Source organism: Nostoc sp., from assembly GCF_036916575.1.
Classification (GTDB): domain Bacteria; phylum Cyanobacteriota; class Cyanobacteriia; order Cyanobacteriales; family Nostocaceae; genus Nostoc.
In genome coordinates this window covers 105,334-118,415 of sequence record NZ_JBALGC010000094.1, presented here as the reverse complement: position 1 = coordinate 118,415, position 13,082 = coordinate 105,334, and the positions used below count along the sequence as shown (strand labels likewise).

Annotated in this window: 11 protein-coding genes; 9 read left to right on the top strand and 2 right to left on the bottom strand. The window is 41.1% G+C overall.

Annotation, left to right across the window (positions count from 1 at the left end; genetic code table 11):
• Positions 1-113 precede the first annotated feature (113 nt).
• From V7L29_RS20290 to V7L29_RS20280, 3 genes are all read left to right on the top strand, one after another.
• The gene (locus V7L29_RS20290) at positions 114-923 is read left to right on the top strand and encodes a TPM domain-containing protein (RefSeq protein ID WP_334689651.1); all 810 of its coding nucleotides are present in this window, start codon (positions 114-116) and stop codon (positions 921-923) included.
• Positions 924-1,035: 112 nt separating this feature from the next.
• Complete coding sequence (locus V7L29_RS20285; protein ID WP_334689652.1) at positions 1,036-1,665, top strand: precorrin-8X methylmutase; 630 nt, start codon at positions 1,036-1,038, stop codon at positions 1,663-1,665.
• 106 nt (positions 1,666-1,771) lie between these two features.
• Positions 1,772-3,187: a right-handed parallel beta-helix repeat-containing protein gene (locus V7L29_RS20280; protein WP_334689653.1), complete on the top strand. Its 1,416-nt coding sequence runs from the start codon at positions 1,772-1,774 to the stop codon at positions 3,185-3,187.
• 206 nt (positions 3,188-3,393) lie between these two features.
• Here V7L29_RS20280 and V7L29_RS20275 read toward each other — a convergent pair whose 3' ends face one another.
• Together V7L29_RS20275 and dapB are read right to left on the bottom strand one after the other, a co-directional pair.
• Positions 3,394-4,077: a phosphate ABC transporter permease gene (locus V7L29_RS20275; RefSeq protein ID WP_334736616.1), complete on the bottom strand. Its 684-nt coding sequence runs from the start codon at positions 4,075-4,077 to the stop codon at positions 3,394-3,396.
• A gap of 32 nt (positions 4,078-4,109) precedes the next feature.
• A complete protein-coding gene (gene dapB, locus V7L29_RS20270) occupies positions 4,110-4,946 on the bottom strand; it encodes a 4-hydroxy-tetrahydrodipicolinate reductase (RefSeq protein WP_334736615.1) in 837 nt (278 codons plus the stop codon).
• A gap of 1,331 nt (positions 4,947-6,277) precedes the next feature.
• Between dapB and V7L29_RS20265 the strand changes: the two genes are divergently transcribed.
• The 6 genes from V7L29_RS20265 (at position 6,278) to devC (ending at position 12,993) form a co-directional block, all read left to right on the top strand.
• Positions 6,278-6,598: an antibiotic biosynthesis monooxygenase family protein gene (locus tag V7L29_RS20265; RefSeq protein ID WP_334689656.1), complete on the top strand. Its 321-nt coding sequence runs from the start codon at positions 6,278-6,280 to the stop codon at positions 6,596-6,598.
• A 399-nt stretch (positions 6,599-6,997) separates the two neighbouring features.
• Complete coding sequence (gene psbP, locus V7L29_RS20260; protein WP_334689657.1) at positions 6,998-7,543, top strand: photosystem II reaction center PsbP; 546 nt, start codon at positions 6,998-7,000, stop codon at positions 7,541-7,543.
• An 88-nt stretch (positions 7,544-7,631) separates the two neighbouring features.
• Positions 7,632-8,225 carry a Maf family protein gene (locus V7L29_RS20255; protein ID WP_334689658.1) on the top strand — a complete coding sequence of 198 codons (594 nt, stop codon included), beginning with the start codon at positions 7,632-7,634 and terminating at the stop codon, positions 8,223-8,225.
• Between the two features lie 201 nt (positions 8,226-8,426).
• Positions 8,427-9,164: a phycocyanobilin:ferredoxin oxidoreductase gene (locus tag V7L29_RS20250; RefSeq protein WP_334689659.1), complete on the top strand. Its 738-nt coding sequence runs from the start codon at positions 8,427-8,429 to the stop codon at positions 9,162-9,164.
• Between the two features lie 952 nt (positions 9,165-10,116).
• On the top strand, positions 10,117-11,541 hold the full coding sequence (locus V7L29_RS20245) for an HlyD family efflux transporter periplasmic adaptor subunit (RefSeq protein ID WP_334736614.1): 1,425 nt from the start codon (positions 10,117-10,119) through the stop codon (positions 11,539-11,541).
• Between the two features lie 297 nt (positions 11,542-11,838).
• Positions 11,839-12,993: an ABC transporter permease DevC gene (devC, locus tag V7L29_RS20240; protein WP_334691225.1), complete on the top strand. Its 1,155-nt coding sequence runs from the start codon at positions 11,839-11,841 to the stop codon at positions 12,991-12,993.
• The last annotated feature ends 89 nt before the right edge of the window (positions 12,994-13,082 follow it).

Genomic DNA, 13,082 nt, shown 5'->3' with positions numbered 1-13,082 from the left:
TTTGATCCCCTAGATTAGAGTAAAGTAAACAAGTGTAAAGAACTATCATTTTTCTAGTACTCTTTTAAAATAACTTGTTCACTTTTAGCGTTGATATTTGTATAAAAACGTCCATGCAATCTTGTTTTTGGCGACGAATTCTGGTATCCATTGCAGTATTTTTCCTAGCTGGGTCAATTTGGGTCATGCATTCTCCCCCAGCACTGGCTTATGACAATCCTGATTTACTTCCTAACACCTTTACTCCAGTTGTAGACTTAGCTAAATCTCTGCCTGTGCTGCAAGAAGAAAAGCTTGTCAAAGATTTAGAGCAGTTTGAAGCCGATACAGGCTGGAAACTGCGAGTATTGACTCAGTATGACCGCACCCCAGGTCGGGCAGTCATAAAATATTGGGGTTTGGATGACAAAAGCATTCTACTAGTTGCCGATTCTCGTGGCGGTAACATCCTCAGTTTTAGCGTCGGCGATGCTGTTTATGAACTTTTACCCAGGACATTCTGGATAGAACTGCAAACCCGCTTCGGTAATTTGTACTTTGTCCGCGAACAAGGTGAAGATCAAGCCATTCTGCAAGCTTTAGAATCGGTTAAAGGCTGTTTGCTCAAAGGTGGTTGTAATGTTGTCCCCGGACTGCCACGAGAGCAATGGATTCTCACCTTGATTACCTCAGTTATTGGTGGGGTGATTTGTGGATTTGCAGCTCAACCCCGCGAAAAAGGACAAGTATTCGCTTGGCAATGGGCTTTAATTTTCTCACCTTTGTGGGGAATCTTGTTTATTGCCTTTGGCATTGGGCCAGTGGTGACACGTACAAGCGACTGGTTACCTCTAGTTCGCAATATCTCTGGGTTTATTATTGGCGTTTTGGTTGCCTACTTATCTCCTATTTTCAGTCGGTCTTCTTCCAGTAATGAGTTATGAGTGAGGAGAAACGCGATTAATCGCGTCTGTACAGGAGTTATGAGTTTTTAATTAACTCTTAACTCTCTGAAGCTGATAAGCTAAAAGCTAATATTTGAAAAGCTCAACAAAAATGGAATGGCATGTAACTGATGCTCAAAGTTTAGCAATTATTGATAGTGAAATTGACACTCATGTCTTTTCACCCGCAGAGTATGAAATTGTGCGTCGGGTAATATACTCTACAGCTGACTTTGAGTATAAGTTTTTGATTCGTTTCTCTGAGCGTGCCTTGCAAGCTGGAGCAGCAGCACTAGCCGCGCGTACCACAATTGTTGTAGATGTGCCGATGGTACAAGTAGGTATTGCTTACCAGATTCAAAACACCTTTGCCAATCCGGTGTATTGCAGTATGGAAGCTCTGACACGCCCTCAAAAAGAAAAAACTCGCGCAGCATGGGGAATAGAAACCTTAGCAAAGCGTTATCCAGAGGGCATTTTTGTGGTGGGTCAAGCGCAAACAGCACTAATAGCACTGGTGGATTTAATTGAAGCTGAAGAAATTAGACCTGCTTTGATAATTGCGACTCCAGTAGGATTTGTAAATGTTGATGAAGCAAAAGGGCGCTTACAAGACTCTCTAGTGCCTCACATTACGATTGACAGTCGCAAAGGTAATGCAGTTGTAGCAGCTGCGATCGTTGATGGATTGGTAGACTTGGCTTGGCAAGCCTATGGACAAGATGGAAATCGGGGTAGTTAGGAAAGTCGGCTCTATCATAACACTTTATGCCAAATAGTATTTAAAAGTATTGAATATCCTGATATTATATTTTTGTTAAGTAGTGCCTAGAAAGGAGCCTTTTGTTGTGGTAAATCGAGGTTTCAGGTTAAGCGCATATCTTGCAATTCCCGTGCTATTAGGTCTTTTTGTTGAGCGAGAAAGGATAAAAGTATATTTAGTTGAAAACGTCCCTCAGCTATCCAATAACAAGGAAATGATCCTATCTAGCCGCCAGCTAATCAGCACGAGTTCAACATCGAAAACATACTACGTTAGTGGTTCTGGAAACGACAAAAATAGCGGACTCTCTACTTCATCCGCTTTTAGGACAATTCAAAAGGCAGCAGATATTACGAACCCTGGGGACACGGTACTGATTATGAACGGAGTGTACACGAATGCAAAACCGACTGGGCAGGTAGTATCAATTACTCGCTCTGGAACTGCAAAAGCATGGATTAAATTTAAAGCATATCCTGGCCATTTCCCAAAACTTCAGCACAATGGATGGAATGGAATTTTGATTAGCAAGAGAGCCTCATATATTGAGATAAACGGACTTGAGGTAATAGGGAACAATGCCAATATAACCCTTGATTATGCGATGAGTCAGAAGACTAACAAACTAAACCCACTGACAAATGGAAACTGCATCAACGTTGATGGACGAACTAATGGTCATGTTCATCACATCCGTATTCTGAACAACAAAGTGCATGACTGTGGAGGAGTAGGCATTGCAGCGATTCAATCCGACTATGTGACAGTAGATAATAACGTGGTATTTAATAATGCCTGGTACAGCGTTTATGGTGCTAGTGGCATTTCGATGTTGAGCAATTGGAATTATGACACCAAACGGGGATACAAGATGTTCGTGACCAACAACAAGGCCTACAACAATCGCATGTATATCCCTTGGATTGCAGTCGGAAAGATTACAGACGGTAATGGCATTATTATCGATAGTTCAAGAAATGATAATAATAACTCTAAATTGGGTGCATATAAAGGTTACACTTTAGTTAAAAATAATCTTACCTTTAATAATGGTGGATCAGGTATTCATACATTTTTAAGTGATCATGTTGATATTGTAAATAACACAGCTGTTTTAAATAATCAGAGTCCAGAAATTAACGATGGACAAATATTTGCTAATATGTCATCTGATAGCAGAATTTTAAGGAATATTCTCTATGCTTATCCTGACAAGGTTATTAACAGTAACAATAGAAATAGAAACGTTATTTATGATTATAATATATACATCAATAGCTCTAAGATAAATGTTAAAGGTCCTCACGATATTGTTGCAGACTCAGAGTTTTTAAGAAAATATCCCACTTTAGAAAAAATATCTGGCGATTGGAAATCACAGTTAGATAAACAAAATCCGCCAACACGGACTTATGTAGAGTCTAAGTCGGCAGGTTTTGTTTGTGGACAAGTGACCTATCGTTTGAAAGGGAAACTTATCAAAGTGGGATGCTCCCGTTAGCAAGAAGGCCGAAGCTACAGGGCAGAAAAATTTATCTCGAATTCAAATGCCCGAACCTCTTGAGCGACCATTGGGAAGCTTTACGGTTGAGAGCAAACTACCAAAATCTCTGCAATAGGTGGCCGGTAATTAGTGTAGGTCTATCCCTTGCACGTCTTTGAAAAAGATGCCTATACTGATTACATCCTCCTGTCTGCTTTAGTTCTTCAATCCTCTACTCTACGCCGCCGACGCGGCTTTTGTTGTTGGTCTTCACGCAAGCGGCGACCGACTTCGTTAAAGAAATCCCGCCGCAGATAAGGATAATCGCTAACCCACAGGTCACGATTGGGAAAGTATATATCGCTGAATTCTTCAATACTGCTCAAATCTGAACGATTTGACATCACTACCATTTCTACAATTTGACCGCGAGTAATAACTTTGTGGGCAGGACGCAATGGTGCTACAAACTCAATGCTAAATCCTGTATCATCACCTATGTCTAAATTTATCTGTTTTTCTCGATTTTCTACAATCACCAATTCGCCTTTGTTGTTGACTGTTTCGGTTTTACCGATCAATTCGTCTGTAATCCACCAATCTAGGACTCGGCCACGGAAAAAGCCGCCGTACTTGTAACGGCGGCATTGAATATTCCGCATACTTGCTTGAAACACTGGATACCACAACCAAAAAAAAGCGCCAATTACCCCGAACACAAATACTATTGAAGCAAACTCAAGCTTGAAAATAACTGTTACAAGCAAAATAACAACTACCGCAACTACAGAAATTAACAGCCGTTGCAAAAAATTTGAGAACTTCCCCCAGTAGTACTTGTACTGCAAACCAGTGGCAATTAGGGGGACAACTTGTTCAAATTTCTGGCGAGTCAGTGGTACTAACATGAGTCCTAAGTAATGAATGCCCAATAGTGTGTTTAAAGTATCTTTTCTAATCCATATACTAACGACTTTAGCGTTAAGACTTTGCGAATCGCTAGTAGCACTCCTGGCATATAACAAGCGCGATCGCTCGTATCATGTCGTAAAGTATAAATCTGTCCTGCTGCGCCAAAAATAACTTCCTGATGGGCAATCAATCCCGGCAAGCGGACGCTATGAATTCTAATCCCTTCATCTGCGATACTGCCCCTCGCTCCTGGTAATTTCTCCGTTTCTTCTACAAGAGCAGGGTTAAAAGTTTTACCCAATTCTCCTAATAACTGCGCCGTTTGAATGGCAGTACCACTGGGAGCATCAGCTTTTTGGTTGTGATGCAGTTCGATAATTTCCACATGCTCAAAATATTTGGAAGCTGCGATCGCGGCTTGTTGCAACAGTATCATCCCAATGGAAAAATTAGGAATAATTAGACAACCAGTGCTAGCTTTGTCGGCAAAATCTGCTAAGTCTTGAATTTGTTCTGGACTTAACCCAGTGGTGCCGACTACAGGACGAATACCGTAGGCGATCGCACTACGAATATTGTCATAAACTGAATCGGGATGGGTAAAGTCTACAATCACCCCTGGCGGCCCTTGTCTCTCGCCAGCCACATACCCCAACATCGGTTCTAATTGATTGGTAATCGGCACTTCCAGGGGTTCGCTTAAACCCGCCAATTCTCCAGCGTCTTTATCTTGATGTTCCAAACTGTGGTCAATTGCACCCACTAGGTTTAAGTCAGGCGCTTGCGCCACCGCCTTAATCACCTCACGTCCCATTTTACCAGCAGCACCGTTGACAATAACCGGGATAGGAGCTTGATTCGTCATAGGTCGAGAAATACTTTTTGAGTCAACAAGGGAATTGTAAAGACTTTGGTGATCTAGTAGCTAGCTTCTCAAATCTCTGGCTTAATTGCGACTCCCCTGATTTGTGCAGCTAATCGCTGAGTTTTTCTATTCCCCAAAGCGGATGGGTTCTCACTTTCATCCCACTATCTTAGCCAGTAACCCGTTTTATTTTCCCTACTTCATTTACCACACCTCCAAAAACAATCCTATACTGTCCCTGATAAGTAGCTTTTATAAAATTCATCAGTCTTCTTTTATCAAGTCCAATTGACTATTTGTAATATATTTGTTAAATTTATTTACATAACTTAGCAAAGCTCAAACTTAACTACCTAATAACTGGTGTTAGCTAAGAAAAGCAGATTTTGGTATCGCTATATCTCATCGACATTTGGACTTCTCCCATCGACCTCGGCTATCAAGTCGGGGTTTTTTATGTTCTCGATTAACTTTTCTTTAGTAGTTACTATTGATTTAGTCATCTTTGAGATGACTTTCGCTATTAACCGTAGGTTTCTAAGCGATGGCGGGTGATGCTTTACTGTTATCGCCAAATGTTGGACTCACCAACAAACTTTGGTCATTAATGTTATAAGGTTGACTCTTAAAGTTATAATATTGAGCCTTGAAGTTATAACATTAACCCTTAAAGCTAGAACCTTAAGCCTTAAGGTTACAACACTAAGCCTTAAAGTTACAACATTAAGCCTTAAAGTTAAAGCGATCGCTCATAGCAGTTCTCAATTGCATGGAATACAGACCATTTATAGGGGCACAGCATTTAACATTGGTGTCAATTTAAGACCAAACCCCTTTTAAACCTCGTTAAGAGCCAGAGGCTGGAAATGCTCTTTCATAGCGGCTCTGCCGCTAGTCTTGAGGCGGAGCCTCTTACTAGGCATTCCCAGTCAGAGACTGGGAACGAGACATCAAGTCGGGGTTTTTTATGTTCTCGATTAACTTTTCTTTAGTAGTTACTATTGATTTAGTCATCTTTGAGAAGACTTTCGCTATTAGCCGTAGATTTCTAACCTATGGTGGGTAATGGTTCAGGCGCGAGATTGGAAATTACGTATTTGGGAACACCGTGCCAATTTAGGAATTTTATACGCTCAGACCAAAAGCTTTTTCAGATAAGGTTTGTAGAAGATACATTGAGTAGCTATACGTACACTTACACTAGTAACAAATATTCTCTCATTAGGTCAGGAGCTTGACCTGTTTTTGATTGTCTATTACCGATGCAGTTAAGATTTTCAATCTGTTTTGATAGATGTAATCAGCAGTCCACGATTGAATAATTCAGCAAGATGATTACATTTATTGATGTTTTTACGATTCTCCCTGACAAACAACAAGATTTACTTCAAGCCATCCAGGATATATATCGAACTGTTGTGAAATATCAACCTGGATATATTTCTGCTCGGTTATTAAAAAGTGATGATGGTGCTAAAGTCACTGCTATTTCGCTTTGGGAAACTCAAGAACAGTTTATTGGCATTAAGGAAATTAAAGGTGTTCAGGATTTGTACAATTCCGAATTGTTTGCAGCAGTTATTTCCAATGATTCTCATGCATATAGCGCTTTTGTCGAAGTTCCAGGCACTTCACACAAACATAGAAAGTAATGAATTAGTGGCTGTCGCTCTTTTGTCACCCAAATAAGATGATAGTAAAGTCCCTACAGAGCCATGTACCTGCTGTTTTTGATGGAATTTACTGTGTCTTATTCCCGCAATAGTTAAAAATCTTCCAGTCAGCTTGAGCTACTAGCCTTGGAATTCATTCCGAGGCGGATAAGGCTTAAACTGGTAAAATTTGAGGTAAGCGATGTCTACGACGAGCTACTCTGACGCATTTCACACCGCTTCATCAGTAAGACGAGACACCAGCGAGTATTTGCTGACATTTGGGCATTGATTCCTCCCTATCTAATGTGTCATCCGAAGCGTCCCGGTTGGTGGGAGAATAAAAACGAGAAATGATCCAAGTCTGGTGTTGTCTCCAGCCCAAAGGAATCTGTAGAAATGTGGAAACGAATTGTATTAATTTTGCTATTGTTGTTGAGCTTCAGCCTGAGTAATTCTGGTGTAGCGGTTGCGGCTGGACTCAAAAGCTTTGTAGACACTAGTGATGGCTATCAGTTTTTATATCCTAACGGCTGGCTGCAAGTTAAAGTTGCCAACGGGCCAGATGTGGTTTTCCACGATTTGATTGAGGTGTCTGAAAATGTTTCAGTTGTGATTAGCCCAGTTCCAGAAGGCAAAACTTTGTCAGAATTGGGAACCCCAACAGAAGTAGGATATAAATTAGGAAAAGCTGCTCTGGCGCCTCCTGACTCTGGTCGTTCAGCTGAATTAGTCAATGCGGCACAGCGAGAAGTAGACGGTAAAACATACTACCTTTTAGAGTATGAGGTTAAACTCCCCAATCAACAGGAACGGCACAACGTCGCCAGCGTCGCTGTTAGCCGTGGTAAACTTTTTACCCTCAACGCCTCAATTCCTGAAAAACGCTGGCAAAGAGTTAAACGAATGATTGATGAGATTGTCAATTCTTTTTCTGTCTATTAATTGGGAATCGAGAATAGGGGATAGGGCATAGAGAAGAAACTTAATCACCAATGCCCAATGCCCAATTACTAATTTAGTCAGAAATATCATGAAAATTCCACCTTTTGTACTTGCCTCAGCTTCTCCAGCCCGACGCCGCTTGCTGCAAACTGTTGGTATTGAACCGATAGTTCAACCTAGTGACTTTGATGAGTCGCAAATTGAACTAAGTGAACCAGCACAATTGGTCAAAACTCTTGCTCAGTACAAGGCGGAAACTGTAGCCCCGCAGTATGAATCTGCTTTGATTATGGGTTGTGATTCAGTTTTGTCCATCAATGGTGAAATTTACGGCAAACCAGCAGACTTCTCTGAAGCGATCGCTCGTTGGCAGATAATGCAAGGTAACTTTGGCGACTTGTATACAGGTCATGCCTTAATTGACCTTGACCAAAACCGCACTTTAGTAAAGTCTCAAGTCACAAGAGTTTACTTTGCTCAAATGAGCGAGCGCGCAATTAAAGCCTATGTTGCCACAGGTGAACCCCTCAAATGTGCTGGTGCCTTTGCCATTGAAGGTTTTGGTAGTTTCTTCGTGGAAAAAATCGCAGGCTGTCACAGCAATGTAATTGGACTGAGTTTACCCCTGCTGCGGCACATGCTAGAGGAACTAGGATACGATGTCACTGATTTCTGGCAATAGTCTTTTGGCTTTTGTTCAAAGTGAATAACCAATGCCCAATGACGCCAGTTGCTTCTCCTGTCGGAGACGCTCCTACGTCGCTAACGCTTTGCTATCGAGCGTCGGGAACCTCCGCAACGCACTGGCTCCCTAATGCCCTGTTTGGCCAATGCGCTACCACAGGTTGTAGACTGGCCACTAGATTGCATTCCCAACTAGAATATGTCATTTACTTCTATACCCTCGCTGCGTGAGCAACAACATCCCCTAATTCGTCAGCTAGCTGATTGTATTGAGGCAGCTTGGCATCAGCACCTGGATCTATCGCCTTACCATTTGCCTGATGAGTTGGGGTATGTGGAAGGTAGACTAGAAGGCGAAAAACTGACGATTGAAAATCGCTGCTATCAAACGCCCCAGTTTCGGAAAATGCACTTGGAACTGGCAAAAATTGGAAATATGCTGGATATTTTGCACTGCGTCATGTTTCCCCGTCCAGAATACAACCTGCCGATGTTTGGTTGCGATTTAGTTGGGGGTAGAGGTCAAATTAGTGCAGCGATCGCCGACCTTTCTCCTATCCAATTAGAGCGCACCTTACCAGAATCTTATACTTCTGCACTGACACAGCTAACAGTGCTTAACTTTTCCCAACCCCGTGAATTACCTGAATGGGGAAATATTTTTTCAGATTTTTGTATCTTTGTGCGCCCCAGTTCCCCAGAAGAAGAAACAATGTTTCTCTCACGTGTGCGAGAATTTTTAGACATTCATTGCACCCAAGCGATCGCCTCTAGCCCAGTTTCAGTTGAACAAGTCACACAAAATATCGCTGGACAACACAACTACTGCACCAAACAGCAGCAAAACGATAAAACCCGCCGCGTACTAGAAAAAGCCTTTGGCCCAGCTTGGGCAGAACATTACATGACCACAGTTCTATTCGACCTCCCAAATTAATTATCCCGGCGTTGCTCCCGTTGCGGAATGATTTAACAACTTCCTTTTATTCTACCCCTGCATCATATGCTTTCCCTACCCAACAACAGCTTGCCCCAATTCATCCTACTGTTATGCAACACCATTATCCCTTCATCTTTTCCATCCCCTGTCTCCCTCCAGACTTACAGTTTCCTATCTGTAAGCTCTGTTACGTTTTCACGTAACGGATAAATGTAGAATTCATTCAACAAGAGTTTAATGGAGTTCCAAAATAGCAGCAGGGAAAGTAGTAAGGTTTTTAAAGCGAATATCACAAGATGGTTTGTTGTTTTGGTAGGTGCAAGCAACTAGCCCTGCTAACTCATTTATTAGAAAGTTAAGGAAACTCTGATGTTAAGAATGCTCAAGTTGACAAATATTTTTTAGTTAATTAATCGTTGATTGACTTAAGGAAGACTCACTTTTGTAGCAAGATTGTATCCCGCAAAGGCAACAGTCTATTTTTGATGTTTCTTTTCAATTTTGTAGCTAACTGTAGTTGATACTTTTTCGCTAACTTTTATTAGTATTCTTGCCATTGTTAATTAACCACCTCTGATCAAGCTGTGGCAATGGATGCTAATAACTTTATCTTTGTGATAGCGAATGTAGCAATATAGTACCGCATCATATCAATTTTGGATGTTTAGAGAAGTGATATATTGCGTCTCTACATCTGAATTCATACTGCTTGTGAATTCAGCTAACTCCCATCGCACTCATGTCTCAATAATACTCAGAGTTATTGAATAGCCAGCTACTAGAAAACACCATTTTGCAAAGCCATAGTGTTGAGTGTTGATCACACAATGGATTTTAAGCTATACCCAGCTTTAAACCACTGTTGTTTGTCCTAAGCGGCTGGCTGTTGATTAAAAACCCTTTTATTTTTACTTCCATCAGCACAATTCAGGTAAACGGGCAACATACTATGTCAAGGGTGACTGAAAAGCCAAAGCCAAGTGAGCAGGCACTTAATCGTGAACAAGCTAAGATTTGGTGGGGTATCGCTGTAGCAGTGCCAATAGTAATCGCCGCTGGGATACTAGGTACAGCCAAAATCGAGCAGCTCAGGAGACTAACTACATCCGCACCCATAATGCCATCTACCAATAGCATTAGTGCTGTAGGACGTTTGGAACCGCGAGGCGAAGTTGTTAAATTGTCCGCCCCATCCTCAGGATTAGCACCATCGTCACGAATTCAGCAACTTTTAGTCAGAGAAGGTGAACAGGTAAAGCAAGGTCAAATTCTGGCAATTTTGGACAACCGCGATACCCAAATAGCCGGACTACAAGAGGCAAAAGCCAAAGTGCAAGAAGCCCGTGCGAATTTAGCACAAGTTAGAGCCGGATCTCCAAGAGATATTCAAGCCCAAAGAGCAGTTGTTGCTCGCCTACAAGCGCAGTTTGTTGGGGAAAGGGATGCTCAACAAGCAACTATCGCCCGGATTGCAGCTCAGTTAAGTGGGGGTAAACTCGTCCAACAAGCAACCGTGAATCGCCTAGAAGCTGAACTTAGTGGGCAAAGAGATGTCCTAAGAGCGACAATCAGACGTGTCCAAGCCGAACAGCGCAATGCCCAAGTTGATGCCGGACGCTATGATTTTTTATACCGAGAAGGTGCGATTTCTCAGCAAGAGCGGGACAGAAGACGCTTGAGTGCAGTAACTTCTAATCAACAGGTGACCGAAAGCCAAGCTACCTTGAAGCAGACATTAGCAACCCTACGACAGCAACTTGCCGAAGCTAGAGCTAACCAAATCCAAAATTTAGCAACTTTGCAACAGCAGCTAATCGAAGCCAAAGTTAACCGTGACAAAACTTTAGCAACTTTGCAAAGACAAATCGATGAAGAAAAGGCCAAACTGAGCAGGATTTTAGATGTTAGTCCTACCGATGTTGAAGTAGCGCAAGCCCAAGTTAGTAATGCGATCGCAAATGTCAGAAAAGCCGAAGCAGAACTAAGATTGAGCTACGTTCAAGCACCAATCGCGGGAGAGATTTTAAAGGTTTACACCAAGTCAGGCGAAGCCATCGGTGCAAATGGCATTGCTGAAATTGGCCAAACCAGTCAAATGTTTGTGATTGCTGAAGTCCCCGAAGACAGTATTGGTAAAGTGCGTATTGGTCAAAACGCCACTATCACCAGCGATAATGGAGCATTTAGCGACGAATTAAAAGGAACTGTCACTGAAATTGGCAGAAAAATTGGTAAAAAAGATGTGCTGAATACAGATCCAGCAGCAGATGTGGATGCCAGAGTCGTAGAAGTGAAAATTGCTCTGCCTCCAGCAGATAGTCATAAAGTTTCTGGTTTAACTTACGCTAAAGTTATTGTCGAAATTAATAACTAATCAAGTCATAAATGAGCATTAATAAAATTTATTATTTTATATTTTTGATTGATAATCTTCTTAATTAAGCTGCCTCATAAATTTTCAAATTTGTGTAAATCATGTCTAATAAAATACAGCATTTTGCAATTAATTAAGGTACAAAATACAGATATAAAGCCAGACTGTTTTACTCCTAACTGCTGTACAGACGCGATTAATCGCATCTCTACTCCTAACTCCTGTACAGACGCGATTAATCGCGTCTCTACTCCTGACTTCTGCCGTAACTGCTAACTGTGCGTGGATGCCTAGAAAATGAATCAAAAAATACCTCTGTCGTGGCTACAACTGACAAGGGAAAAAACTCGCCTAGCTGTGGCTTTGGCAGGAATTGCTTTCGCTGATATCTTAATGTTTATGCAACTCGGCTTCCGAGATGCTCTGTATTATAGTAACGTTCGATTCCATAACAGCTTGCAGGGCGATATTGTTTTAATCAATAGTCAATCTAGCGCTGTTCTGGCAATGAGGAGCTTTTCTCAACGGCGATTATATAAAGCTTTAGATTTACCCGCAGTACAATCAGTACATCCGATATATTTGGACTATACAATCTGGAAAAATCCTGTAACAGGTCGTCCTCGTAGTATCCTTGTTTTTGGAATGAACCCAGAAAATAATCTGTTTAACTTGCCCGGAGTTCAGGAGAATTTAGATAAACTTAAACTACCTGATATAGTTTTATTTGACCGTTCTTCTCGGCTGGAATATGGCCCAATTGCTGCTGATTATGAACAAGGAAAGACTGTAACAGCAGAAGTGCGAAGGCGGCGAGTTAAAGTAGGGGGACTATTTACATTAGGTGCATCATTTGGCGCCGATGGTAATTTAATTACGAGTGATATTAACTTTATGCGGATATTTCCTAATCGTCAGCAAGGATTAATTGATATTGGGCTGATTAGATTAAAACCGGGAGCAGATGCTAAAGTTGTTGTCCAAGAATTACGAAAGTATTTACCTAAAGAGGTAAATGTTTTAACTAAGCAAGAATTTATTGATTTTGAGCGAAATTATTGGGCAAATAGTACAGCTATTGGGTTTATTTTCACATTAGGAACTATCATGGGTTTCATTGTAGGAATTGTGATTGTTTATCAAATTCTTTATACAGAAGTTGCAGATCACTTAGCTGAGTATGCTACCCTCAAGGCAATAGGATATACACAAAAATATTTATTGACCGTCATTCTTCAAGAAGCTTTGCTGTTAGCATTTTTAGGATATTTACCTGGAATTGTTTTTGCTTTATTTATGTATAAAACCGCTAGAGAAGTAACTCTTTTACCAGTTTTTATGAGTTTTGCTCGTGCCGTGATGGTGTTGCTTTTAACTATGATTATGTGCATTATCTCTGGTGCGATCGCAGTCCGAAAATTACGTTCTGCCGATCCAGCAGATATATTTTAATTAATTTACTATTAATTAAAAGAGATTGTTGAGCCACTTAGACTATAATTAATAATTAAGAAATATTAATTTCTGACAGGCACTACATC

Bases quoted from the DNA above. Each gene is read 5' to 3' on its own strand.
- V7L29_RS20290 (WP_334689651.1), top strand. From the start codon at position 114: ATGCAATCTTGTTTTTGGCGACGAATTCTGGTATCCATTGCAGTATTT.
- V7L29_RS20285 (WP_334689652.1), top strand. From the start codon at position 1,036: ATGGAATGGCATGTAACTGATGCTCAAAGTTTAGCAATTATTGATAGT.
- V7L29_RS20275 (WP_334736616.1), bottom strand. From the start codon at position 4,077: ATGTTAGTACCACTGACTCGCCAGAAATTTGAACAAGTTGTCCCCCTA.
- dapB (WP_334736615.1), bottom strand. From the start codon at position 4,946: ATGACGAATCAAGCTCCTATCCCGGTTATTGTCAACGGTGCTGCTGGT.
- V7L29_RS20265 (WP_334689656.1), top strand. From the start codon at position 6,278: ATGATTACATTTATTGATGTTTTTACGATTCTCCCTGACAAACAACAA.
- psbP (WP_334689657.1), top strand. From the start codon at position 6,998: ATGTGGAAACGAATTGTATTAATTTTGCTATTGTTGTTGAGCTTCAGC.
- V7L29_RS20255 (WP_334689658.1), top strand. From the start codon at position 7,632: ATGAAAATTCCACCTTTTGTACTTGCCTCAGCTTCTCCAGCCCGACGC.
- V7L29_RS20250 (WP_334689659.1), top strand. From the start codon at position 8,427: ATGTCATTTACTTCTATACCCTCGCTGCGTGAGCAACAACATCCCCTA.
- V7L29_RS20245 (WP_334736614.1), top strand. From the start codon at position 10,117: ATGTCAAGGGTGACTGAAAAGCCAAAGCCAAGTGAGCAGGCACTTAAT.
- devC (WP_334691225.1), top strand. From the start codon at position 11,839: ATGAATCAAAAAATACCTCTGTCGTGGCTACAACTGACAAGGGAAAAA.